We start from the raw sequence: 25,692 nt of genomic DNA on the forward strand, positions 1-25,692 counted from the left end.
CGACCGGCTGTTGAATCAGGCTATTCAAGTCTTTAAATTTTGATGTGCTGATATTGCGGGAACCACGGCTGAGCCTGTTCCAGTTGTGCAGCCAGTTGTAGTAATACATCTTCACGAGCAAAAGGTGCAATAAACTGAGAACCTAAAGGCAAGTGCTGTTTATTCCAGTACAGTGGCACAGACATCGCCGGTAAGCCGGTAATATTGGCCAGCTGGGTAAAAGGTACCCATTTCAGGTTTTCCCGTACAATCTGATCGACCAGTTTGCCTTGGGTTAACAGATGCGCCTGTCCGACTTTCAACAAGGCTTTTAACACCGGTTTTTGCCAGGCTGGCGTTTTAACTTCGCCATTCTGGGGAGCTACCGAGGCTGTGGCTGGGGTCAGATATAAATCATAACGGTCAAAGAACTGGTTCATTTGCGTGGTATAAACGCCCCAGTTATTCAGGTTGTGAATATAGTCCAGCGCAGAGGTTTTGGCACCAAATGCAGCCAGCGCCAGTGAGTCCAGCTCGAAATCATCATCACGTGAAGGATACTGTGCGCGAATCTGGCTGAGCATATAAGAGAACTGACTAAACCAGGTGGTAATAAAATCTTTGGCTAGTTGCATGCCATCAATAGCCGGCTGATCTTCAATTACTTCATGCCCAAGGCTGGTTAAGAGTTTTACAGTGTGCTCAATCGCCTGAATAGCATCTTTAGATACAGCGGTGCCAATTGGAGAGCGGGTGCTAAACGCAATTTTTAGTTTTTTTGGTGCTTGCTGCATCAGCTGCAGATATTGACCTTCCGGGCGCTGAATCTTAAATAAAGAGCTGTGTTCTTCGCCGTGGGTTGCATCAAGCATGGCAGCGCTATCCCGGACACTGCGCGTCAACACATGCTGAATGGCAGCGCCGTGCATGGCTTCACTCATGGACGGTCCCCATGGGGTACGGCCACGACTCGGCTTTAAACCGAACAAGCCGCAATAAGAGGCAGGAATACGAATCGAGCCACCGCCATCGCCGGCACCGGCCAGTGGCACAATACCGGCGGCCACAGCAGCCGCAGAACCACCTGATGAGCCTCCACTATTATGTTTTAAATGCCACGGGTTTTTACAGCTGCCCCAAGCATCCGGTTCGGTAATGCCTTTGATTCCGAATTCAGGAGTGTTGGTACGGCCAAAAGTCACAATTCCGGCCTGTTCCCAACGATTGACAATTTCAGCGTTTGTTTCGGGAATATAGCCCATTCTTTTTAAGCCTTGACAGCCATAAGAAGTTGGGTAGCCCGCATATTCCTGAAACAGGTCTTTGACCAGAAAGGGTACCCCAGCAAATGGACCAGACAATGGTCCTTGTACGCGTTGCTGGGCATGTTCATGCATCGGAATAATAATTGCATTCAGGCTTTTGCTTTGTTCGGCGCGTTGTACGGCCAGTTCCAGCAGTTCCGATGCCTGAATTTCTTTTTTTGCCACTAATTCGGCCAGCCCCAGAGCATCATATTTTAAATATTCTTGTAACTTCATTTTCAATCCTGAAAATATAAATTGTCAGAAACTGTTGTAAGAGATTTTACGCAAAGTTGCAAGGCGAGATTAAAATTTAAACAGTAAAAATTAGCGATTTTGGGGCTTAAAAAAATTGTTGAGTTATGTTTATGCACTAAGTTTATTGCAAAAAATATGCTAACGTTAGCGGGTACTTTATATCATTGAATCAATGTATGAAAAAACTTTATCTCACCAGTTTAATGTTAGTATGTTGCACTGCCGTGATGGCCAATGAAACAAAAACGACAACAACAAATAGTGCTGCCGCAACCGCTGCAAAAGCGCCTGTCAATGCCAATACCGTTCGTGTCATTACCCGTCCTGAAATTGTGGGATTGTGGGGCATGGAAATTCCAAATAACCGCAAATGTATTGAATATTATAATTTTCGGGGTGATAACGATGTCATTATCAAAAGCGGTCAGGAATGGTCGTCTGGCATCTATGACTATCAGCCGGCAGAAGATCCGGCCAGCAGTTTACCTGCCTTAATCATGCAAATTAAATATGACAATAATGAGGTCGATTGTTCCGGTTATCAGGAAGATCAGACCGGGGAGATTTCACAATATTTTGTGCAATGGAAAAACCCGCATACTATTCATTTCTGTAGTAATGAAAAAGCCGAACAGTGCTTTGCCACTTTGCGCCGTGTTTTGCCTTAAAGCTGAAATTCAGCCATAAAAAAACCGCTGAAATCAGCGGTTTTTTTATTTTCACAAGGAAACGCTTAGGCTTCCTTGTTGGCACCTTCAAGCTGCTTTAACAAATGCTTTTCCAGGTAGTGAATATCCATTGCCTGTTTGCAGAAGTTTTCATCTTGCAAGATCAGATCTTTATGTAATGGAATATTGGTTTTCACACCGGTCAAAATCATTTCATCCAGCGCCTGACGCATGCGCGCAATACTGGTGCTACGGTCTTTACCATGCGCAATCAGTTTAGCGATCATCGAGTCGTAATAAGGCGGAATGCTATAGCCCGGATAGATATGTGAATCTAAGCGGATACCGGCACCACCAGACGCGTAGAAGTTTTCAATCTTGCCTGGTGATGGCAGGAAGGTTGATGGATCTTCCGCATTGATACGGCATTCAATGGCATGACCTTTCACCTGAACATCTTCCTGCTGAATGTCGAGGCCTAAACCACCGGCAACGCGCAGTTGTTGTTCAATAATATCAATACCTGTGACCATTTCAGTTACCGGGTGTTCTACCTGAACACGGGTGTTCATCTCGATAAAGAAGAACTCGCCATCTTCAAACAGGAACTCGAAAGTACCGGCACCGCGATACTGCATCATCTTACAGGCGTTGACACAGGCTTCTAAAATATCTGCACGTGCTTGCTCTGGCAGGTTTGGTGCTGGTGCTTCTTCCAGAACTTTTTGATGGCGACGCTGTAAAGAGCAGTCACGGTCATACAGATGGATGGCATGGCCGTTACCATCGCCCAGTACTTGCACTTCAACGTGACGAGGCTTTTGCAGGAAACGTTCCATATAGACCGTATCATCACCAAACCACATTTCCGCATCACGCTGCGCCGCTTGTACCGATTCCAGCAGGGTATCGACACGTTCAACAATACGCATACCACGACCACCACCACCGGCAGCTGCTTTAACAATCAGCGGGAAGCCGATTTCTTTGGCTTCAGCCAGGGCATTTTGTGGTGTTACTGCATGAGCAGAACCCGGTACAGTCGGTACGCCGGCTTTACGCATGGCGGTAATGGCAGAAACCTTGTTCCCCATTAAGCGGATGTGTTCTGGACGCGGACCAATAAAGATAAAGCCTGAGCTTTCTACAATTTCGGCAAATTCCGCATTTTCAGACAGGAAACCATAACCCGGGTGAATGGCATCAGCACCGGTAATTTCCGCTGCGGTAATAATCGCAGGAATATTCAGATAACTGTCGCTGCTCGCGCCCGGACCGATACACACGGCTTCATCACAGAAACGTAAATGCATCAGGTCTTTATCGGCATCGGAATAGATACCGACAGTTTTGATTCCTAAAGTTTTGCAGGCCCGGGTGATGCGAAGCGCAATCTCACCACGGTTTGCAATTAAAACTTTTTGCAACATTGTGAGTCCCCGTGGTCTTAAGCGCGGTAGCGGAAGAGTGGTTGACCAAACTGAATCACTTCACCATTTTTAACTAGAATTTCTTCAATCACGCCGCTTTGAGTTGCTTCAATCGGGTTCATGATTTTCATGGCTTCGATAATACCTAAGGTTTCACCTGCAGAAACGGTTTGACCGATTTTCACAAAAGGTGCTTCACCTGGGCTTGGTGCTGCATAGAACACGCCAACCATTGGAGAAGTTTCAACTGCGCCACGTGGAGAAGATTTCGGTGCTGATGGCAGATCTGCTGCTGGAGCAGGCATTGCTGGAACTGCTGCCGCTACTACTGGACTGCGACGAGTAAGCGCAATCGCCTGATCGCCTTCTTTAACTTCAATCGCTTGTAAGTCAGATTCAATCATCAGGTCGATGAGTTTCTTGATTTTACGGATATCCATGAGACAGTATTCCTAATTAAGATTGCGAAGTGAGTTGAATTTTTTCGATAACGTAGTCAAGTGCAGCAGCATAGCCTTTTGCACCCAATCCGCAGATCACGCCTACAGCTTTATCGGACAAATATGAATGATGTCTAAATGCTTCACGTGCATGCACGTTAGACAGATGGACTTCAATAAACGGGATGGCAACGCCAAGAAGTGCATCACGTACTGCGACTGAGGTATGGGTCAGGGCTGCAGGATTAATAATGATGAATTGAACGCCTTCTTGACCTGCCTGATGAATTCGGTCGACAATGGCACCTTCCCAGTTACTCTGGAAAGTTTCTAGCGAAAATGATGCATTTTGCGCTTGTGTCATGAGCTGCTGATTTATATCCTCAAGGGTAAGGTGTCCATAAACCTCAGGTTCTCGCTTTCCTAGCAAATTTAAATTCGGTCCATGAATAACCAAAATGGTTGAACTCATCCAGCCTGCTCCAATTAATAAGTTGCAAATAGTCTTTGCAAGATGTCTGCAAAGTTTGCTTATTATGGCATGAAATTCCACATTTTTTTTATAATTTCTTTAAATTTACGTGAAAAGCATGTCGCAAAATATGGCTATATCATGCAAACTTTGCATACAATTCGCAATGTTAAAAGATTCCAAATTTGCACGAAATTACGGTTTTTTACATTGTAATGAGAATTGACCAAAACCATTCACAGGTTTGCCGCAAAATAGTTTGATGAGTTTAAGCCCAAGTAGATGGCCTGCATGTGCATCCGGTTTTATCTCTGGATTTCCCCCGGAATGCTATCCCTGAATTTGGGGAGTTTTTATCCTCCTCCTGATTTCTATATTGAATTGGCCGCGTTTTAAAATTTATACCATTCAATATATCTGCTGAGAGGTTGCCGCTATAGATTCTGTTTTATCTGGCTTTAAACTACCGTGTTGCTATCTTTATTTATTATTGAATTACAAATATTTATCTTTATTCTGTGCTTGGGATATAGTACTTAGATCAGTCATTAGCGTGCTGTTTAGATCAGTTTAGCATGTGCTTAATAGTTGGGCTGATCTTTCAGATAGAGGGTGTATTCGAGTATTTAAAGCACCAATAGGAAAAGAGCAATCCTGATTATGGATAGTCATTGTGACGAACACGAGAGCAGGTTGAAGTCAAAAGCGTTAGATTTATTTTCAGGAAGTCATTGACCAATTCTTTCATTGAAAAAGACAGTTTTGTGTCTTTCTGTACGAAAGCCGTTCAGGCAAGGTTGGCAAAATTTGATAGTTCACGTATTGCCTAAACTGGTTTGGCGAGTAGGGCCTTGATTTTAGAATTAAAAAATAACAGTATTGCTTTAATTAAGGGGAAATCTTCTTAAAAGCGACAAATATCTTAATTTAGCCTAAGTAAGACAGATCTATCTAATTCAGCCTGTGACAACCTTGTATCGGCGAAATGCTGTATAAATAGACAAATAGCCCTGATGTGCTAAGATAAAGACATTACACACAGTGTGAACAGGAGTTGTCCAATGACAGCTTATACGATTATGAAAGCAGGCAAGGTGGAGGATGATATGATTCCAAAACTGGCGATTCACGCATTCCGTGATGCTTTTAAGCAGGCATGTGCGTCTTCAACTGTGGTGTATGTGAAAGATCAGCAACTGGTACAGCGCCAGCCGAATGGTCAGGAAAGCGCAATGAAAGATGTGTCGGCGGCTTATCGTAGTGCGCAGCATCTTCCAAAAACCTTGACACGCAAAAAGAAATTACAGACCGTTCACTAATTTATGCCACAACCCCGCATCAGGATGTTTGCAGGTCCGAATGGTTCAGGAAAAAGTACCATTAAGGAATATTTGTTGCCCCATCATATTGGGGCATATTTAAATGCAGATGAACTCGAATATCAGCTTAAACACTCTGCAGTTTTGCATTTGGACCATTATCATCGGGCATTGAATGCAGCCGCTTTAATTTCCTTTCTAGAACAAAAACAACGACCGCAGGCAAATACATGGGTGCCTTTATTACGTCAGCCACCGGTGTTAATCAGTGCAAGCTGCGTACAGTTTGATCCTGCAGAAATCGATTCCTATTTATGCGCGCGTATTATTGATTATATTCGCCTGGAATTTTTACGTTTAAAGGTGAGTTTTACCTTTGAAACAGTGATGTCGCATATTTCCAAAGTAGAATTTTTACATGAGGCAAAACGCCACGGATTTAAAACCTATCTGTACTATGTTTCCACGGTTGATCCGCTGATTAATATTGCGCGGGTGCAGTATCGCGTAGAGAAGGGCGGGCATGGCGTGCCTGAACAAAAGATTAAACAGCGTTACTACCGCAGTATGGATTTATTAATGCAGGCGGTGGATGCCACAGATCGAACCTACTTTTTTGATAACTCGACGGATGGTCAAGCCGCATCTTTTCTGGCCGAGATTGAAAATGCCGAGCTGTTAAAAATAAATCCCGAGGCGCAGGTGTTGCCAGAGTGGTTTGTAGAGAAAGTTTTAAATGCTTTTGAGTAAGTCAGTTCACTTGGATGGGTACTCATCTCTATTTCTGATCAGCAGCTTTAAAACGCCAAGAAATTAAAGCCAAACTACATAATATTCTGCCGAAGTACAAAATTCCCCGAGGATATATTCGGGGGATTTGCCCAACTATCAAGATCAGCTAATAAATTCACATGATTTTTCTAGCAAACTGTTTTCCATTTACGACCTGTAAGGCGGTTTATTAAACTAAAATAGTCTTTATCCAAGTCCTATTTTTAGAGATGTGCTGGCCGCGCTAAGCCTCTAGTCAGTGGAAGCTTTTTTATTTTCCTTATTTTTTAAACGCTTCATTCTCATTCCTTTATCCCTAAAATAGCCTAAGCAATACTCTCCTTAATCAGCAAATGACAACGCAAAAGCCAGAATAAAGGAAGGGGGAGGATGGTTAGCTCTTTGTAAGAAAGGATAGCTATTTATTGATATTTTATATATTATAAAAACATATAATGTTTTGGGTGTATGGCGATGCATGATTTCCTGATTGCGTTTTTAGGTGGTCTTTTATTAGGGGCCGCCGTGGTCGGCTATTTATATGTGAACGGACGAATCGCAGGGATTAGTGGTTTGCTGGCTCAGGTGATGCAGCCAAGCACCATCTTTAAAACACCGGCGCTGTGGTTTTTATTGGGACTGTTTGTTACGCCGTTTATTTATGGAATCTGGCAGCAGCCACAGATTGAACTTGACGCCAGACCACTCATGATGGTGGTGGCCGGTATTTTGGTTGGTTTTGGGACCCGTTTAGGTTCGGGTTGTACCAGTGGTCATGGTATTTGTGGAATCAGCCGTTTATCCAAACGTTCGATGGTAGCGACCTTGACCTTTATGCTGACGGGCGTATTGACAGTGTATGTCATCCGCCATATCACAGGAGCATTCTAAAATGAAAAATATCTGGGCGTTTCTATTTGGCGGATTATTTTCATTGGGCCTGATGATTTCGGGTATGTCCAATCCGGAAAAAGTACTAGGTTTTCTGGATATTTTTGGGGATTGGGATGCCAGTCTGGCTTTTGTGATGATGGGTGCCATCGCCGTGGCTTTTATTCCGTTTCAAAAGGCAGTACGTCAGGCCGAACCTAAGACGGTGTATCATGAGGCCATTGAGTTACCGCGGCAAAATCAGCTAGATTCTAAACTGATTATCGGCAGCGCTTTGTTTGGGATTGGCTGGGGAATTGCCGGCATTTGTCCTGCACCTAGCTTTACGTTAATTGGTTTGGGCTATTATCAGGCGCTGTACTTTATTGCTGCGATGATGTATGGCATGTATCTCCATCATCGACTTTTAGGGAAAAAATCATGACCGCTACGCCAGTTGTACAACATTTTTTTGACAAAGAGACCAATACATTCAGCTATGTAGTGACCGATCCGGCCACGCAGCAATGTGCAATTATTGATAGCGTCTTGAATTATGATGCGGCTTCGGCATCTACCTCGACTGAAGGTGCCGACGCAATTATTAGCTATATTCAGCAAAATAGCCTAAGCGTTGAATGGATTTTAGAAACCCATGTGCATGCAGATCATCTGACCGCAGCCCAGTATTTAAAAGAAAAGCTCGGTGGAAAAATTGCCATCAGTAACAAGATTATTGTGGTGCAGGATACGTTTGGCCGTATTTATAATCTGGATTTGAAATATCTGAATGCGCATCAAGCCTTTGATTATCTGTTTGATGATCATGAGCAATTCAGTATTGGTGAATTAACGGCCTACAATATTCCAACACCAGGGCATACACCGGCCTGTTTAAGCTATGTGATTGGTGATGCAGTCTTTGTCGGCGATACCTTGTTTATGCCGGATTATGGTACTGCACGCTGCGATTTCCCGAAGGGTAGTGCAGAGCAACTGTTTGATTCTGTGCAAAAACTGTATAAGTTGCCAGCACAGACACGGGTATTTTTATGTCATGACTATCTGCCTGAAGGGCGTGAGGTCTTTATACACGAAACCAGTATCCAGCAGCAAAAAGCCGAGAATATCCATATTCACGATGGCACGCAAAAAGCTGAGTTTGTAGAAATGCGTAATCGCCGTGATGCCGGTTTATCGATGCCAAAACTGATTCTGCCTGCCATTCAGATCAATATGGTGGCCGGACATTTCCCTGAACCGGAAGCCAATGGCACGCGCTATCTGAAACTGCCACTCAATTATTTCAACAAATAAACTGGATCGGCCAATGCCTTCATGCAACTGGCCGATATTTTTGGCCTGATACAAAATAGCCTAAGCAAAAATACAATTTTAATAAAACACTTATCCTATAATATCGAGAAAGCCAAAACCGATGCATACAAGGAATCAAAAATGCTGCTCAATTTCCAGACTTCACAACAACATCTATCAAGCACCGACATTCCGGTTGTTCTTATTCATGGTTTATTTGGCAGCCTGAGTAATTTGGGTATGTTGGCACGTGCGTTACAGGAGCATTATCCAGTCATCCAGATTGATGTACGTAACCACGGAAAATCGGAACATCGCCAGAGCATGAGCTATACCGAGATGGCGCAAGATGTACTGGAAACCTTGGATGCGATTCAGGTACAAAAATTTATCGTGATTGGCCATTCCATGGGTGGAAAAATTGCCATGCAACTGGCTGACCTTGCACCAGAGCGAGTGGAAAAACTGGTGGTGCTGGACATGACACCATTTGCCTATCAGGAAAATCATCATGATCAGGTGTTTGATGCGCTATTTGCTGTCAAAAAAGCACAAGTGGAATCACGCCAGGATGCCACCCAGATTATGCAGCAGCATTTGCGTGAAGATGCAGTGATTCAGTTTCTGATGAAATCGTTTAGTAAAGGGCAGTGGTTATTTAATGTTGATGCACTTTATGCATCTTATCCGAAAATTTTATCTTGGCAGTCAGTCAAGGTGGATGCACCAAGTTTATTTATTCGTGGCGGCGCCTCTCCGTATTTATCTAAACCGGAACACTATGCTACCATTGAACAGCAGTTTAGTCAGGCCAATATTGAAACTGTTGAAAATGCGGGGCATTGGCTGCATGCAGAGAAAACTGCTGAAGTGGTTGATAAAATCCAGCAGTTTTTATCTGCATAAGCCCGGTATTGTTTTAATCAAGTGCATTGGCCATCAGCTGGCCTTCCGAGGTCAACTTTTCCGCCATTTCCCGGGTTTTCTTTAAGCCTGGCATCCGGTATTCGGTATGACCATAATCTTTAATGGATTTCCAGCGGCCACCCCAGGTCAGACCAACCGACTCCGCCACTTCGCCATACAGTTCATAACCGCGCATTGCCCACGGGTCACGCTCGGAAATCACCACTTTGCCATTGCGTTTAAAGGCCACATCGGCGGCTAAACCAAATTGATGATAGCTTTGATAACCACGGGCACGGGTGGTGTTTTTATTTTTGGACAGCGAGTTTTGTCGCTCCGGACTACGATAACCCTCCAATAGCACCAGCTCATAGCCGTGGCGTTCTTTCATGATTTTAAACACCATCAGCAGGCGCTGTTTATAACGCGGATTCATCTTATGCCACTTTCGGTCAGCGCTCACAATTGATGGATTGACATGAGAATGAGCATGTAAATCTTCCACCGCTGGATCATAACTATGCTGATCTGCCGGCACAGCCGCCCACTGATTTTCCAGTTGCATGGCCTCAACCACGGCGGCTTCAACCAGTGCTTCTTCTACTTCAGGTGGTGGCGACAGCATTTCACCTTCAAGCAGGGCATAAACTTGAGGATCGACTTCTCTTAAATAGTCAGCTTCAATTTTGGTGGCGCTAATCGGGCGGGTAAAGGCAAACAGGATGATGCTGGAAAACAGAAAAAATCCGGCAATCAGAATCCACCATTGCTGAATATGCCAATGGGTTTGAGTCTGTTCTGCTGCAGCCGCATGATTAAACTGTTGAGCCAGACTTTTCACCGAGCTCAACTGTTTTTTGCTGTTGGGAATAAGTGCCTGAAAACCGGATAATACCTTGGCCCGCAGTTCATAAGACAATAGCAGTGCCAAACTGCAGGCAACAAGCACAAAGGCAATAAAAATAACCGCAATCATGGATGAATAGCAGTGTCCTGTACGCTTACAGTTTCAACTTTTTCTACCGGTTTACGGGTGACCGAAATTTGGACACTGGCCTGTGGTGTTTCTTCTGGTTCTACGGCGGCCATTGGTACCACGACCGGTGCAGCCGGTTTAGCAGGAACAGCTTTGGCTGGTGCTGGAGCTGGTTTTGGTGCAGGCGGCTGTTTTGCTGTCGCCGCAGGAGCACTGGCCATGTCTTGCGGAAAGTTCGGAGCTACACGCGCTTGATTTGGCGCAGGCTGGGCAGCAACTTTTGCTGGTTGATGGGCAAAGATTTTACTTAAATCACCATCATTGGGTTGCTGAAACTCAACCGGATGTTCAGCCTGCACATCTTCGAGCTCGTCAAAACTGCCAGAGTGATCGGTCATCTGGTTTTTTAATTCTTCCAGTTCTGCCGGCAGTTCCGATGGAGTAGCCGCTGGCGCGGCCATTGCCTGAGTGGACTCTGCTAGTGTTGTCGATGGCTGGCCTGCATAAAAATAGGCATAACCGGCTAAACCGGTGACCACGACCCCCGCCACAAAACCGCCCAGACTATATAAAAGTGGCGACGGCGATTTTGGCTTGTTACTTTGTAAAATCCGTAATGAAGTTTGTTTTTCGTTTGCCATGTTTTATCTAAATTTTATGGTAAATGAATGGTGATATGCGCCTGTTCCGTGGGTGCAGTAATCACGTTTTGATATTGGCTCATTGCGCTACTGTTCTGGTTGGATAGCATGTAACGCAGGCCAGCAAAGGACAATAAGGCAAAAAGGGCTAAAAACAGCAAAATCCAGAAAAAAGGTAATTCACGGTGAATAATATGTTTGATTTGATCCGGTAAGGCAGCAAAAGGGGAAAACGCGGTTTTCTTGCCTTTCAGATAATCAATTTCATCGCCGACACGCGCCACTATATGGTTTAGTGCTTCCATCGACTCAATACGATATTTGCCCTGAAAGCCCAGCAGCATGCAGTAATGATAAACCTCTAAAGCCGCCAGACGTTCTTTGCCGCGACTTCTGAGCTGTTCCAGCATTTCAAAAAAGCGATAGCCGGCCAGCTGCGAACCGAACAGATTGAGTTGTAGGGGATTAATCAGCCAGTGATTCTGCAAATCAAAAAATTTCGGGTCTTGCTGGGTCACGATGGTTTCATCCAGCAAGGCACAATACGCATATTTAGCATCGTGAATATCATCGGCTGAAAACTGCAATTTTTTTGCTTGGGTTTCAAAGCGGTTCAGCATATCCATGATTTTTTCGCGGAATGCTTCAACATTGCCCGGCACATACTGGTTCTTGATCAGGAACACAATATAGAAGCCGTCATGAAGTAAATCGACCAGATTAGAACTATTGCTGATTTTCGGGTTGACCTGTGGCGGGGTCAGACCAGTACCAATCTGACCATCATCAAATAAGGAAGGTGCATGATGTGGAGTATTCATGAAAAAATGTCCTTAACCGTTCATGACAGCAATAAGTTCAATAGAAAGATCCTGGAAGCCAGCCGGTACATAAATACAGATCGATTCCGAGTCGAGCATACGTTGATACAGGTCATTATTCGGCTCAATTTCAAAATAACTCACTCCGGAACGTACTGGAATGGCAGTCGGCACCTGCATCAGGTGATGAATTGGAATAGCCGGTAAGGCGGACATCACACGCTGTTCAACATCAACCGTATTACCGACTTTAAAACGCAGCGGCACAATCTGGATCAGTTCATGCGCCTGCATCATCGAGCTGGACACGGCAATATACAGACGGGTATCGCGAGTAATTTTGTCGGATTCCAGACTGCCGACCCAATAAGACGGACGGATTTCTTTCAGGGCGATGCTGATATAACGGCTGGAAATAATGGTATCCAGCAATTCTCTCAGAATGACATCCAGCTGTTCAAAACTGTCCTGTAGCTGATGATGCTTATAACGCGGCAACTGATCGACTTCATAGGCCGTCGAGAAGGTCAGCAAAGAACCGGTTAAACGTAATAATTCAAAAAATAGACGTTCCGGATGAATCTGGGGATATTGCAGAACATGACTTAAAGTCGCATGTGCAGTATTTAAGGCATTCACCAGCCAGAACGAAACAATATCGCCAGAACGGAACTCAATCAGTTTCTGTTCATTTTCCCGGTTATTGGTTTGAATGGTTTTGATTTTGGCTTTAATCACATTCAAGGTACGGCGCAGGCCTTGCAGCAGGCTGTCGCTCGATTCAATATGTAAAATTGGTGGAATAAATTTGCGCTCAAACTCGAAATGGCCGGAACTGTGGCGTTTGATTTTGGCCACCGGCAAATAGATAAAGCCATCCATTTCATGATTTGGTTCAAACTGGGCATCCAGCAGTTTAAATTCGGCACGGCGTTTCAGCAGGGTAATATCTGCCGGGGTAGCGTCGGTGAATAAATCATGGGTTTGAGTGAGATGTGAATGGTAACGGCCCGGTTGAGCGCCAGATTCAAACACCACATTATTTTTATTTGGCTGTACAATCGGTAGCGCTAGATAAACCAGCATTTCACCACGCAGATTCAGGTCATCCAGCTGTACCGGTTCAGGTAGTAAATCACGTGCTGGCGCCTGATAGATTTCTCCATCTTGCCACAGCATTTCAATACTTTCTAAAGCCAGCACATGGGTATTTAGCTGAGCTTCATCAAACTTTATAGATTGCACACCATAAGCAAATGGAATGGTGGAACGAACAGTATGGTTCAGGCGCTGTTCATGATAGCTGTCTTGCAACTGAAAATGTTGCGGGCGTAAAAATAAGCCTTCGCCCCAAAGAATTTTATCTGCTTTAAACATGGCACTTACCAATCACTATTTGTTTCATTAGAGCTTTGCACACCCAGTAATTCCTGAATATTTTCAAGCGGGTTGTCATTTTTAATTACCTGAGTCAGCCATTCATGCAGCGGCATCTGACTCCATTTAATGGTTTTTTGCAGCATGTAGCTGACCGGGCTATGGGGTTCATTGGCCTGAAAGTAATCGGCAATTTCCTGTAAAACCTGCATGGCCTGTTCACGGTTGGCCAGATGGTTTTGAGGTTGCGGTTGAAAACCGGTCGGTGCATTCATGATGGGCATCGCTATGGCAGGGGCTGCTGTAGCATTGATGGCATCAGCAGTCACAATGTTATTCTGTTCAGATGCTTCAACCAGAGTCTGCGCGGCAAAGGCATCTGTTTTATATAATTTTTTAAGCGTGGAATGAATCGAATCGAGCTGTGAGTCAATGGCGGCAAAACTTGGTGCATCCAGGCCCATCAATTGATCCAGTACTTCTTTTAAACTTGACCACTGCTGCAAAATGTCCAGAAAGTGCTGGTAATTCTGGTATTGCAGCGACTTCGAGGTATTCAACAGCGCCTGATCAAACTGTTCCAGCTGTGGCGTGGCTGCTTGATCAGATGAATCTTCACTTTGCTTGCGACGCAAATTGTCCTGATACAGAAAATTGTCATAATCACGCAGGCTCAGGTGCGGTGCAGTCACAATCGGCACGGTTTTAATCAGCACCGGAATCTGGTTGATCAAACCTTGTAATAAACCAATACGCTGATCCAGATCATCATCTTCAATTTCCGGATGCAGCTGCAACCAGTATTCATTCAAGCTTCGATGGCTGAGTTGAATAGCCTGAGCAATGCCCTCAAAGCCATACAAATTGCTCCATGCTTCCAGCAGCCAGCCATATAAACGGATATCCTTGGTTTTGCTTTCCAGTAATTCAGTCGATTTGCTATGTACAAAACCCCAATCGGCCTGTTTGGGTTCGGAGACCCAATCGCCCTGATCGAGAAGCGGATCATCCTGAGTTTTGGCCTTTTTAATGGCATGAAACTCATTGGAAAAAGAATAATCTTCTCCGCAAGGCTGTTCGGCAGAAATCGGGTGTAACAATACATCGAGGTTGAGGTTCATTGCTGTTCTGAATCCTTGATCACGCTTCAGTCATCTTTGCTTTTTTACTGCTTCGTTTTTTGGCCGTTTTTTGTTCCGGATCGAGCTGATAGATGATTTCATCGTCTTTGACATCAATATGAATCAGTTGCGGAATTTTTTGCTCGGCCAGTGCCATCAGGATTTCTGTCGCCAAGGCCGGAAGCACCGAAGAATTCAGAATATTGTCGACATTACGTGCACCACTATCGACTTCGGTACAGCGACTCAGCAGTAATTCGATTAAATCGTCGGAATAGCTGACTTTGGTCTGGTACTGCTGTTCCAGACGCGCGGTAATTTTACCGAGTTTGTGCTGGATAATTTGTACCAGTAAATCATCATGCAATGGGTAATACGGCACAATCCGCATACGTCCTAAAAAGGCCGGTTTGAACTGCTTGTACAAACTTGGTTTCAGCTTTTCAATCAGCTGTTCTGCGCTTGGCCATTCATCTACCGGCAGCGGCAGGCAACTTTGCATGATGGCGCCGGAACCGGCGTTAGAGGTCAGCAGGATGGTGGTATTTTTAAAGTCAATCAGGCGACCTTCACCATCTTCGAGCATGCCTTTATCAAACACCTGATAGAACAGTTCCTGCACATCACTATGCGCTTTTTCAATTTCATCGAGCAGGACCACGCTATACGGATTACGACGTACGGCTTCCGTCAGCACACCGCCTTGACCATAACCCACATAACCCGGCGGCGCACCTTTTAAAGATGAAACCGTATGCGCTTCCTGATATTCCGACATGTTGATGGTAATCAGATGCGATTCACCACCGTATAACTCATTGGCCAAGGCCAGGGCAGTTTCAGTTTTACCAACCCCACTTGGGCCGACCAGCAGGAACACGCCTTGCGGTTTGTTTGGATCTTCCAGCTTGGCTTTTGAGGTTTTAATACCTTGCACCAGTTGATGCAGGGCATAGTCTTGCCCCATAACACGCTCAGAAAGTTTATCTTCTAAGGTCAGAACCTGCTTGATTTCATCATTAATCATTTTTCCGACAGGAATACCGGTCCAGTCCGAGATAATTTCATTAATAATCTGGGCATTGACGCGTTCAAATACCAGCGGATGTTGACCTTGCAGTTGCTGCAACTGGCTGCGTAACTGCTGCATCTGGGTCTGGCTATTTTCATCGCTTTCAGTTTGCTGTTCTAGCGTCTGAATCTGCTGAACCAGTTCCAGTTCTTGTTGCCATTGCTGTTGTGTATCGGCAATTTCCTGCTCAAGAGCAGTAATTTTCTGATTTAAACCGTCTAAACGTTCATGATGAATCGGGAAGTGTGCATGTTCTTTTTCAACAATTTCGCGTTCAAGTGTTAAATTGTGCAGCTGCGCCTGTAACTGATCGAGTTTCACCGGCTGGGCATTTTGAGTCAGCGCCACACGTGCAGCGGCGGTATCTAATACACTAATCGCTTTATCCGGGAGCTGGCGACCACTGATATAACGATGTGAGGCATGCACAGCCGTGACAATTGCTTCATCATCAATATTCAGCTTAAAGTGATTGGCCATCACCGGAATCATGGCGCGCAGCATATCAATTGCGACTTCTTCAGTTGGCTCTTCAACTTTGACCACCTGGAAACGGCGGCTGAGCGCGGCATCTTTTTCAAAATACTGTTTATATTCGGCCCAGGTGGTGGCCGCGATAGTACGTAACTCACCACGAGCCAGTGCCGGTTTCAGCAGGTTGGCGGCATCATTTTGACCGGCCTGTCCGCCAGCACCAATTAAGGTATGCGCTTCATCAATAAACAGGATAATCGGATGGGTTGACGCCTGAACTTCCTGAATCACCTGTTTTAAGCGGTTTTCAAATTCACCTTTAACACTGGCACCAGCCTGTAACAGGCCCATATCCAGCACATGCAAATGCACGTTTTTCAGCGCATCGGGTACCTGATTGTTGGTAATCTTAAGTGCCAACCCTTCTACCACCGCAGTTTTTCCGACACCTGGTTCGCCCGTTAAAATCGGGTTGTTCTGACGGCGACGCATTAAAATATCCAGCATCAGGCGAATTTCAAATTCACGGCCAATCACCGGATCAATCGCGCCCGTTCTGGCTTTTTCGGTCAGGTTAATGGTGTATTGATCCAGCGCAGGCGTTTTTTTGCTGTTTGGTGGGGTTTCAGTGGCGGCGATACTTTCAGTTTCAGCCGTTTCCGGAGCGTGAGCTGTTTCATTTTCGACACTTTTAACACACACATCTAAAAATTTGTGCTTCATGGTGTCAATTGGGAACAGGTCAAACAGGCTCGAAGCACGCACCGCAATTTGATAAAGATCAGGTGCAGTTAGCAAAGCAACCAGTAAGTGACCGCTACGAATTTGCGGATTTTGCTCGGCCGAGGCTAATAACCAGGCTTGCTCTAACAGACGAATGATAGATTTTGCAAAGATAGGTGTACGAGAATTACCCTTTGGCAGGTGACTGACACTTTCTTTTAAATCATGAATGAGATCATCTTTTAAAATTTTATATTTATCGAGAAGGAGACTCAGGTCATTTTTATGGTCTTGGGTTAATAATTCTATGAAAAAGTGTTCTATTTCAATTTCGTAGTTCTGCTGATTAATACAGGCATTGGCAGACTTTTCTAAGGCTGTTCTGGCATGACTTGATAGTTTATTAATCAAAATTTTTAAATTATTCATAACACGCTCTAGTTATAATTCCAGTCCAAATGGGTTAAAGTAGCGACCATGGGCTGAACATCGTTTTCAGTAAATAAAATAAATTTTACTTACATATCAATAATTTATATTGATATAAATATTGGGGTTGTAGTATTCTACCTAAAATTTTTTCAAAAATGAAAACAAATAAGACAAAAATAATTTTACCGGAAACAAAAATATGACAATTATTGTCGATAGTTGGCAGAATTTGTCTTGACGCCAGAAGTTTATTTTTTGTTAAATTTGCGCGATGTTTTTTTTTGATAAAAATTGTTCGTGTTCAGTTTTCAAATACACCCATTCACTATAAATGAATTTAGAAATTAGAGGCTCGTTTTGAAAAAAAGTATTCTTCTTTTTCCCCTAATGGCGACACTTTGTGCCACCCCAATTGCTTATGCAGATGAGCAGATTGAGCTAAAACGAGGCTGTATCAAGGATTATCCGCTGGTTAAGGGAGAAACTGATCAGGCATTGTTGGGGATTTATCAGCAAGTGTGTGCCAAAGAAAATAAAAAAAATCAAGAGGTGAAACAAGAACTGCAAGTTCAAGCCGCAAAACGTTTTCAGGAACTTGGTAAAAATATGAAGACCCTGCAGCTGGTAGAACAGCTGGAAAACCAGGGCGTACGCCATCCAGACCTGACTGATGCACACTTTTTAGCAGGCGTTTCGATTGCCAAAAATGCCTTAAACTATATGCGTACCGAGCAAATGCGCTTTTTATCTGACGAAGTGACCTATCCAGCGGCCAAGGAATTATCGGATACTATCCGCGCTTCAGTGCCTGCTCCGGATACCAGTTCTGCCAAGGCCATTACCAATGCATCGCTTGCCAAAAAAGCTGCAGCCCAACGTGCTGCAGCACGTAAAGCAAGCAGTAATGCAAGTCGTGCTAAAACCACACGTACCGCATCGACCAAGGCAGCAACTGCAACAAGAACAACTGCTCCGGCAGCAAAACCAGCGGCTTCAAATAATCCATTTGAATCGCTACGAAAATAATAAAACAGGATCACTGTATTATGGCTAAACGTGAAAGTGTACAAAAGAAACTTCAGCGCATTCGTCCTCCACGTGTTCAACTGACTTACGATGTTGAAGTGGGTGATGGCAAAGAAGTGAAAGAATTGCCTTTTGTGGTGGGGGTGTTGGGGGATTTCTCTGCTGCTTCTGAACTGGAAAAGACCAAATTAAAAGATAAAAAATTCATTAATGTTGACCTGGATAACATTGATGAAGTGATGGAATCTTTGGCGCCACGCGCAGCATTCGATGTGGAAAATACCTTAACTGAAGAGGGCGGTCGCATGTCGGTGGATCTGACCTTCACTTCCATGGAAGATTTCCGTCCGGAAAGCGTGGTGCAACAGGTTGATCCGCTGCGTAAACTGGTCGAAGCACGTGAGCGTTTAACCGATTTGCGTAACAAGATTTCCAATAGCGAACGTCTGGAAGATCTGCTGGATGAAGTATTAAAAAATACCGACCAGATTCGTAAATTAAGCGCGGAGGCCGATCATGACTAATGCTCAGGCCGTTCAGGCGCAAACCCAGACTGCAGAAGAACTGACTTTGCTGGACTCGATTGTCGAGCAAAGCCGGATTGCCCGCAATGAAGAAGAACATGACCGTGCCAAAAGCCTGATTGGTGAACTGGCCAAAGAAGTCATGGCCGGGACAATTACTGTTTCTGAAAACATGACTTTGTCGATTGACAAACGTATCGCTGAAATTGATGCGCTCATTTCTGCCCAGCTCAGCAAAATCATGCATCATGAGCAGTTCCAGAAAATTGAATCGACCTGGCGCGGTTTATATTATTTCTGTCAGGAAACACCGTCGAATCCGCTGATTAAAATCCGCATGCTGAATACGACCAAAAAAGAACTGGTCAAAGATTTCCAGGGCGCGACTGATTTTGATCAGAGTACCTTGTTCAAGAAAATCTATGAAGAAGAGTATGGTTCATTTGGTGGTGCACCGTATGCGACTTTAATTGGTGACTTCGAGTTTGACCGTACGCCTTCAGATATGTATCTGCTGGAGCAGATTTCGCACGTGGCTGCGGCATCGCATGCACCATTTATTTCTGCGGCAAGTCCGAGCATTCTGGGGCTGGAATCGTTTACCGATATTGACCGTCCACGTGATGTATCCAAGATTTTCGAAACTGCAGAATATGTACAGTGGCGTTCATTTCGTGACAGCGAAGATTCACGTTATGTCGCATTGACCATGCCGCGTGTATTGGGCCGTTTACCGTTCCATCCGAAAGATGGTGCAGCCACTGAAGGCTTTAACTTTATTGAAGAAGTGTCGGGCCAAAACCATGATGAATATTTATGGATGAATGCGGCGTATGCCTTTGGTACCCGTTTAACCAATGCCTTTGATATGCATGGCTGGTGTGCGGCAATTCGTGGCGTTGAAGGTGGTGGTCTGGTCGAAGGCCTGCCGGTCCATACCTTTAAAACCAGCGATGGCGAAGTGGTCTTCAAGTGTCCAACTGAAATTGCCATTACTGACCGTCGTGAAAAAGAATTAAGCGATTTAGGCTTCATTCCACTGGTACATTGTAAAAATACTGACTACGCGGCGTTCTTTGGTGCGCAATCTGCACAAAAACCGAAGAAATACGACAGCGATAGCGCCAATGCCAACTCGGCCTTATCTAGCCAGATTCAATATATTATGGCGGTTTCGCGTATTGCCCATTATTTAAAAGCCATGATGCGCGACAAGGTCGGCAGCTTTGCCTCTGCTGGCAATGTTGAAGCCTTTTTAAATGACTGGTTATCGCAATACGTCTTGCTTGACGACGGTGCCTCTCAGGAAGCGAAAGCACAATATCCGCTTCGTGAAGCATCGGTAAAGGTTGTAGAAAATCCTGCTCAGCCGGGACACTACAAGTCTGTGGTTTTCTTAAGACCACATTTCCAGTTGGACGAGTTGTCGGTTTCTTTGCGACTTGTTACTGAGTTACCTCAGTCCTCAAATTGAGGCAACTTATAATAACTTTTAACTAAAACAGGAAAATTTATAAAATGAAAGATATCTACGTACAGTTTCGAGGGAAGTATAAAGTTGATGGCGAATCGCGTGACGCAGAGCACAAAGATTGGCTAGAAGTAAATTCTTGGGCGCACAATATCCGTCAGCCTAAATCAGCGACTTCTTCAAGTGTAGGTGGTCATACTGCTGAGCGTGTAGAACACTCAGACATGGTTTTTGTTAAAGATTTGGATGCAACCAGTCCAAAACTTTGGGAAGCATGTTCTGCGGGTTATACCTTCGATGAAGTACAGATCGATTTCTATCGTGCTAACGGTGACAAGCGTATCAAGTACCTGCAAATCAAACTGAAACATGTACTGGTTTCAAGCGTAACGCCAACTGTGAATGAAGAAGGTGTTCCAACTGAATCATTCGGTTTGAAATATGCCGCAGTCGAGTGGACTTATAACCAGCAAGACATTAACGGTACCCAAAAAGGTGCAGTTACTAAAAAATGGTCACTTTCAAATAACACAGCATCTTACGCTGCTTAATTTGTATGACCACGGGAGGCTGGCGTTCTGCCAGCCTCTACCTGATTTTATGCTTAATTAGTAATACATGAATTTAGACCAGCTTTATCCGTACGGTTTTAGAACTACATTATTTGACCGGCTTTTAACTACAGAAGATTATCATTTAAAGGGGTTGTCATTACAGGAACTTCGCGAATCTGTCGCTGCAGATCTGGAAGACCTGCTCAATAGCCGCATGGCATCTTTGCATGAACAGATTGATGATTTTCCACTGGTTAAAAAGTCCATTATGCAGTTTGGGATTATTGATTTTGTCGGCTTATCGACCGCTAATCCAAGTGACCGCGATAAAATCTGCCAGTCTATTGCACAATCCATCGCGGCACATGAACCGCGTTTAAGACAGATTAAAGTTGAAATGTTATTAGATGAACAGGATATGGGGGCTTTGTGCTTGAGTATTCAGGCCTATATCAATATTCATCCTTTATATGAACCTGTGATTTTTGATGCTTTATTAAAACCAACAACACAACAATATGTTATTTCGGCACGTGCATAAGTGGGATTCCTGTGATTGAAGACTTGTTACCTTATTACGAAAAACAGCTGCAAGAATTCGGCCAGCAATCTCGTGAATTTTCCCAAAAATATCCTAAAATTGCCCAGCGTCTGTCTTTAAATCAGGAACAGATTGATGACCCGCATATCGAGCGTTTAATTCAGGCATTTTCACTAATAGCCGCACGTATTGATAAAAAACTGGCAGACAGCTACGACATTTTTACCCGTGCCTTGTTTGAGGTCATGTTTCCACAGTACCTAAAGCCTTTTCCGGCCTGTTCTGTGGTCAGCTTTGAAGATCTCAATAAAATTAAACAGCTGACCGAAGCACATACAATTCCCAAAGGCACGGCGTTAAAATCCAGGAGTTTCAAAGGCGTTCAGTGCGAGTTTTCAAGCACACACAGCGTGAATTTATTGCCAATTCAGCTCAACAAGCTGGAATTCAAGAGCAATCCGAGTGCGCATATGCACTTGAACCAGAACGCAACCTTAAGTCTGAGTTTTGAAATTTTTAATCAGGCACACACATTGCTGCAACAACAGCAGTTGCCAATTTATCTTGATGCGATTTCCAATTTTCCACTCCAGGTACTCGATGGTATTTTCAGTCCCAGTACCGGATTTTCGCTAAAAATTGGCCAGCGCCAAATTCAGATTGCTAATCCATTTCAGCTGATGGGTATGCATGAGCAGGAGAGTGTACTGCCGCTAGATGAGCATACCCATCATGCCTACCGGTTATTGCTGGAATATTTCTGCTTTCCGGAAAAGTTTAATTTCCTGAGTCTGAATCTGGATTTTCTGCATTATTTCGAAGATCAGAGCCAGTTTGAATTGCTGATTCATCTGAAACTGAATCTGAATGATCAGATGGTGATTCGCAATTATTCCGAACTGAACGTGGCTAACTTTAAATTATTTGCCACACCGGTGGTAAACCTGTTTGAGAAGCAGGCCGAACCACAAAAAATTGATCACAAGCAGCTGGAATATCCACTGGTGACCGATGCGCATCATCCTGAGTTTTATCAGATGTACAGCATTCAGGAAATGAACATGATCCGGGAAAAAACCAATCAGGATCAGGTGGTTTTTCCGGTTTATCCATTTTTTGCCATGAGTCATTATCGGCATGAAGATATTCAGTTTTATTACGCCCTAAATGCCAAGCAGCTGCATAACCGTTTTGTGGAAACGGGCTACAGTGTATTGTCAAAGCAATTACAACCGCAGCACACCAAGTCGGATTTTATTAGCGCCAAACTGCTTTGCTCAAACCGTGACTTGCCACATGAGGCTTTAAGCCAAGCCAATAATATTTTAAATCTGAATGACAGCAGTCTGGCACGGCGCGCTCTGGTACTGAAGCGTCCGAATAAGCCGTATTATTTTGAGCAGAATAAAATGGAACAATGGCGGGTGATCTCGCATTTATCCTTAAACACCTTGTCTTTGATGAAAGGCGATGCGATCAGTCATATCAAAGAGCTGCTTGAACTTTATAACCTACCAAAATCTAAAGAAAATCATTTAATTATTGACTCAATTAAAGCGGTCGAGTTTTCGTTAACCCAGAAAATGGTCGAAGCTAAACCCTTTCCTTTATTTGTCCGTGGTCTGAAAGTGCATCTGGATATTGATCCACAGGTATTTCGTGGCCATAGCCTTTATATTTTCAGTACCTTGCTCAGTCATATCTTTAACTTAAAAGTTCAGATGAACAGCTTTGTGGATGTGGTGGTGCGCGATGCCAACAGCTTACAGGAGTTATACCAATGCGTGCAGAACGTTGGTGGCAAGAAACTTCTGTAATTGCAGATCTGGTTGAACAGCCGACGGCATATGAGTTTATTCAGGCCACGCGGCTGCTGCGTCATGCGCCTGAACAGGCCGTACAGACCGACTGGAAAAAGGGCTTTCAGTTTCAGACCTCGCTCAATCTGAACTTTCCGGCGGCAGAAATTGAAACGTTGGCGGTTGAAGATGATCAGATTCAGCTGACCAATTTAATGGTGGGACTCACCGGCATTCAGGGGGCCTTACCGTATACCTATACCCAGCGCATCCGCCAGAGTCCACGTATCCAGCGTGAAGAAACCGTGCAGTTCCTCAGTTTGTTTAATAACAAACTGACCGGCCAATATATTGAAGCCAGCTTGGCTTATAACTTGCCGGTACGTTATGAGGTCGAACACGACAATCATTATCTGGATATTCTGCATGCGCTCAATGGTTACATCCGTTCACAACATGAACAGGATGAGATGGATCATTATTTTGCAGAATTTTCAGGCCTGATGCAGGGCCAGAACAACACCGCACATGCCTTAAAAACCGTGCTGAACTGTATTTTCAAAACCGATTTTACTGTACATGAATTTATTGAAGAAAAATTCAAACTGGATGATGCGCATAAAACCTGTTTAGGCGGCAGCAATCCGGCCTTGCTTGGAGTAAATACCTTTTGTGGGGAAACCATCCGCCAGATTGATGGCAAGATTGAAATTGAAGTCGGACCTTTAAACCGGCAGCAATATCAGGAATTTTTACCGGGACAGCCAGCCAGTACAAAACTGAAAAAACTCTTACAGACCTGGTGCAGTCCGACCTTAATGGTCGACTTGCGTTTGGTGCTGAGCAAAGAAGACATCCAGCCTTTATGTCTGAACTCCAGTCATCGCGCAGGGCTCGGGCAAGGGGCTTTTTTAATGCCACAGGCATGGGCAGATAATCGTGATAGCTGTTATCCGCTGTTAGGGGATCAAAGATGATCAAGTGGATCATTGGCACTTTTGTCAGTATTTTTATTCTGGTCAGCACCGCCATTATCTTTTACTGGCGCGATATTCAGCATGATCCCGATACGGCAGATATGCTGGCATTTTTTGTGTTTTTGCCTTTGGCGATTACGCTGCTGCTGACATCACCTTTCATCATTTATAGCGCAGTCCAGCGTTATAAAAAACGTCAGGAAGAACAAAAACAGCAGCAGGAGCAGGCGGCACTTGCCCAGCAACAGATTCCTGAAGAAAAAGTGGAGCCGGTCAGAACGGTGGCGCTGAACCTGTACAGTGGTTATAGCCAGCATGCCTTTGGTGAAAATGAACAGATTGTTGAAGAATTAAAAAATTTCACCAGTCCGGAGCTGGATCATCAGCTGTTAAATGCCTACGGCTTGCCAATTCTGTCCTATCGGATTAAAGACCTGGATGATGAAATTGAGCTGGACGACGATGCAGATGAATATAGCGTTGACAGCCAGCGCAGTTTACGTATACGCCGGCTGGTCCAGCAGCAGCTGGTTCAGCACAGCGATGTACTGATGCAAATTGCCGAACATTTAAAACAGTCGGCACTGTTCTATGACAGCGAGCTGGCCTATCAGTACCGTATGCATCCGGGCTGGATTGATCCCAACCATCAGGAAGATGACAGCCTTGAACCTGAGCCGGTGCAACCTGTTATGCGTTTAAACCGGATTAATATTCATGTGGTGCTGGCAGAAGATTTGCTGCATTTGTGGAATGAAATGGACAGCCAGCAGATGATCATGGAGTTTATCCAGGATTTTCAGGTGATTCCGGAGCAGATTCATATCGAGCATCATTACTGGGGCAGTAAAAATGCCTATCAGGACTGGTTTGAATTGCTGGAACAGACCGCAGCACAAACCGAAGACGTATCACTAATTGTGCTGGTCGATTCTGAAATTGATCAGGACGTGATTGATGAAAAAACCTGGCTGACCGACCATTATTTACCGGCTGAATTTGTCTCTAGCTGTATTGTGGCCTCCACCGCGGTGCAGATTAACCAGTTAGAACCATTCAAAATGCTGCAGCTGGTGTTGAATGAAAAAAATATTGCCCATTACCTGCAGCAGCATCAGATGACAGAACTGGCGCAATTCGATCAGGAACAGCCTTTTGTGCTGATGCCGGATGATCCGACCCAGATTAAAGTCGTGAAGCAGATTGAACAGAGTTTTGCTGAGTCTCAAATCGAAACTCATCATTTTTTATATACAAAACAAAGTATTGGTCATACCCAACACTTATCGAAAGTGTTTTCTTTCATGTTGGGCATGCATCTTCCAGAGGGAATTATTTCCATGATTTACAGTACCGAACATCCGGCCACCCACGTACTTTTTATGCCGGTTTCCCATGAAACCCCACAGGGCTGATGTTGCAGTATCGC

Annotated in this window: 25 protein-coding genes; 15 read left to right on the forward strand and 10 right to left on the reverse strand. The window is 44.4% G+C overall.

Annotated elements, in window-relative coordinates; translation table 11 throughout:
• Positions 1–32: 32 nt before the first annotated feature.
• Positions 33–1,520 carry an amidase gene (locus tag GA693_RS04760; RefSeq protein WP_160241329.1) on the reverse strand — a complete coding sequence of 496 codons (1,488 nt, stop codon included), beginning with the start codon at positions 1,518–1,520 and terminating at the stop codon, positions 33–35.
• Positions 1,521–1,717: 197 nt separating this feature from the next.
• Between GA693_RS04760 and GA693_RS04765 the strand changes: the two genes are divergently transcribed.
• Positions 1,718–2,209, forward strand: a complete 492-nt coding sequence (locus GA693_RS04765; protein WP_034597534.1) for a hypothetical protein — start codon at positions 1,718–1,720, stop codon at positions 2,207–2,209.
• Positions 2,210–2,274: 65 nt separating this feature from the next.
• Here the strand turns inward: GA693_RS04765 and accC are convergent, their stop codons facing one another.
• Genes accC through aroQ form a run of 3 tightly spaced genes read right to left on the reverse strand, consistent with a single transcriptional unit; the run spans position 2,275 to position 4,551 of the window.
• Positions 2,275–3,639, reverse strand: a complete 1,365-nt coding sequence (gene accC, locus GA693_RS04770) for an acetyl-CoA carboxylase biotin carboxylase subunit (protein ID WP_005177767.1) — start codon at positions 3,637–3,639, stop codon at positions 2,275–2,277.
• 17 nt (positions 3,640–3,656) lie between these two features.
• Positions 3,657–4,079: an acetyl-CoA carboxylase biotin carboxyl carrier protein gene (accB, locus tag GA693_RS04775; protein ID WP_005177770.1), complete on the reverse strand. Its 423-nt coding sequence runs from the start codon at positions 4,077–4,079 to the stop codon at positions 3,657–3,659.
• Between the two features lie 16 nt (positions 4,080–4,095).
• The gene (gene aroQ, locus GA693_RS04780; protein WP_005177772.1) at positions 4,096–4,551 is read right to left on the reverse strand and encodes a type II 3-dehydroquinate dehydratase; all 456 of its coding nucleotides are present in this window, start codon (positions 4,549–4,551) and stop codon (positions 4,096–4,098) included.
• Between the two features lie 1,061 nt (positions 4,552–5,612).
• Between aroQ and GA693_RS04785 the strand changes: the two genes are divergently transcribed.
• From GA693_RS04785 to GA693_RS04810, 6 genes are all read left to right on the forward strand, one after another.
• A complete protein-coding gene (locus GA693_RS04785; RefSeq protein ID WP_160241328.1) occupies positions 5,613–5,870 on the forward strand; it encodes a hypothetical protein in 258 nt (85 codons plus the stop codon).
• A 3-nt stretch (positions 5,871–5,873) separates the two neighbouring features.
• On the forward strand, positions 5,874–6,620 hold the full coding sequence (locus GA693_RS04790; RefSeq protein ID WP_016658159.1) for a hypothetical protein: 747 nt from the start codon (positions 5,874–5,876) through the stop codon (positions 6,618–6,620).
• Between the two features lie 495 nt (positions 6,621–7,115).
• Positions 7,116–7,532 (forward strand): YeeE/YedE family protein, encoded by a 417-nt coding sequence (locus GA693_RS04795; protein WP_016658158.1) that lies wholly within the window; start codon positions 7,116–7,118, stop codon positions 7,530–7,532.
• 1 nt (position 7,533) lies between these two features.
• The gene (locus tag GA693_RS04800; RefSeq protein ID WP_005177782.1) at positions 7,534–7,956 is read left to right on the forward strand and encodes a DUF6691 family protein; all 423 of its coding nucleotides are present in this window, start codon (positions 7,534–7,536) and stop codon (positions 7,954–7,956) included.
• The gene (locus tag GA693_RS04805) at positions 7,953–8,828 is read left to right on the forward strand and encodes an MBL fold metallo-hydrolase (RefSeq protein ID WP_005177784.1); all 876 of its coding nucleotides are present in this window, start codon (positions 7,953–7,955) and stop codon (positions 8,826–8,828) included. The genes GA693_RS04800 and GA693_RS04805 overlap by 4 nt, the downstream gene beginning before the upstream one ends.
• 141 nt (positions 8,829–8,969) lie before the next feature.
• Entirely contained in the window at positions 8,970–9,734 is a 765-nt protein-coding gene (locus GA693_RS04810; protein WP_160241327.1) for an alpha/beta fold hydrolase, read from the forward strand.
• Between the two features lie 13 nt (positions 9,735–9,747).
• Here the strand turns inward: GA693_RS04810 and GA693_RS04815 are convergent, their stop codons facing one another.
• The 6 genes from GA693_RS04815 to tssH are packed head-to-tail and all read right to left on the reverse strand — an operon-like array spanning position 9,748 to position 17,368.
• Positions 9,748–10,710: a M15 family metallopeptidase gene (locus GA693_RS04815; RefSeq protein ID WP_075167752.1), complete on the reverse strand. Its 963-nt coding sequence runs from the start codon at positions 10,708–10,710 to the stop codon at positions 9,748–9,750.
• Positions 10,707–11,351: a hypothetical protein gene (locus GA693_RS04820; protein WP_160241326.1), complete on the reverse strand. Its 645-nt coding sequence runs from the start codon at positions 11,349–11,351 to the stop codon at positions 10,707–10,709. Before GA693_RS04820 ends, GA693_RS04815 begins: the two co-directional genes overlap by 4 nt.
• A 14-nt stretch (positions 11,352–11,365) precedes the next feature.
• Complete coding sequence (icmH, locus tag GA693_RS04825; protein WP_075167754.1) at positions 11,366–12,172, reverse strand: type IVB secretion system protein IcmH/DotU; 807 nt, start codon at positions 12,170–12,172, stop codon at positions 11,366–11,368.
• 12 nt (positions 12,173–12,184) lie between these two features.
• The gene (tssK, locus tag GA693_RS04830; protein ID WP_160241325.1) at positions 12,185–13,549 is read right to left on the reverse strand and encodes a type VI secretion system baseplate subunit TssK; all 1,365 of its coding nucleotides are present in this window, start codon (positions 13,547–13,549) and stop codon (positions 12,185–12,187) included.
• A gap of 5 nt (positions 13,550–13,554) precedes the next feature.
• Positions 13,555–14,670 (reverse strand): type VI secretion system protein TssA, encoded by a 1,116-nt coding sequence (gene tssA, locus GA693_RS04835; protein ID WP_005177797.1) that lies wholly within the window; start codon positions 14,668–14,670, stop codon positions 13,555–13,557.
• A gap of 19 nt (positions 14,671–14,689) precedes the next feature.
• Positions 14,690–17,368 (reverse strand): type VI secretion system ATPase TssH, encoded by a 2,679-nt coding sequence (gene tssH, locus GA693_RS04840; RefSeq protein ID WP_160241324.1) that lies wholly within the window; start codon positions 17,366–17,368, stop codon positions 14,690–14,692.
• A gap of 390 nt (positions 17,369–17,758) precedes the next feature.
• On the opposite strand from tssH, the gene GA693_RS04845 reads away from it, so the two are divergent.
• The 8 genes from GA693_RS04845 (at position 17,759) to GA693_RS04880 (ending at position 25,678) form a co-directional block, all read left to right on the forward strand.
• Positions 17,759–18,397, forward strand: coding sequence for a hypothetical protein (locus GA693_RS04845; protein ID WP_104483770.1), 639 nt, complete (start codon positions 17,759–17,761; stop codon positions 18,395–18,397).
• Between the two features lie 20 nt (positions 18,398–18,417).
• The gene (gene tssB / locus GA693_RS04850; protein ID WP_045795670.1) at positions 18,418–18,921 is read left to right on the forward strand and encodes a type VI secretion system contractile sheath small subunit; all 504 of its coding nucleotides are present in this window, start codon (positions 18,418–18,420) and stop codon (positions 18,919–18,921) included.
• Positions 18,914–20,395, forward strand: coding sequence for a type VI secretion system contractile sheath large subunit (tssC, locus tag GA693_RS04855; RefSeq protein WP_005177804.1), 1,482 nt, complete (start codon positions 18,914–18,916; stop codon positions 20,393–20,395). Before tssB ends, tssC begins: the two co-directional genes overlap by 8 nt.
• A 44-nt stretch (positions 20,396–20,439) precedes the next feature.
• Positions 20,440–20,943, forward strand: a complete 504-nt coding sequence (locus tag GA693_RS04860; protein WP_005177807.1) for an Hcp family type VI secretion system effector — start codon at positions 20,440–20,442, stop codon at positions 20,941–20,943.
• Positions 20,944–21,010: 67 nt separating this feature from the next.
• Entirely contained in the window at positions 21,011–21,487 is a 477-nt protein-coding gene (tssE, locus tag GA693_RS04865) for a type VI secretion system baseplate subunit TssE (RefSeq protein WP_045795669.1), read from the forward strand.
• A gap of 11 nt (positions 21,488–21,498) precedes the next feature.
• Positions 21,499–23,304 (forward strand): type VI secretion system baseplate subunit TssF, encoded by a 1,806-nt coding sequence (tssF, locus tag GA693_RS04870; protein WP_075175233.1) that lies wholly within the window; start codon positions 21,499–21,501, stop codon positions 23,302–23,304.
• Positions 23,268–24,263: a type VI secretion system baseplate subunit TssG gene (gene tssG / locus GA693_RS04875; RefSeq protein WP_160241323.1), complete on the forward strand. Its 996-nt coding sequence runs from the start codon at positions 23,268–23,270 to the stop codon at positions 24,261–24,263. The genes tssF and tssG overlap by 37 nt, the downstream gene beginning before the upstream one ends.
• Complete coding sequence (locus GA693_RS04880) at positions 24,260–25,678, forward strand: hypothetical protein (protein WP_160241322.1); 1,419 nt, start codon at positions 24,260–24,262, stop codon at positions 25,676–25,678. Before tssG ends, GA693_RS04880 begins: the two co-directional genes overlap by 4 nt.
• Positions 25,679–25,692 lie beyond the last annotated feature (14 nt).

It is taken from the genome of Acinetobacter indicus, assembly GCF_009914475.1.
Classification (GTDB): Bacteria; Pseudomonadota; Gammaproteobacteria; order Pseudomonadales; family Moraxellaceae; genus Acinetobacter; species Acinetobacter indicus.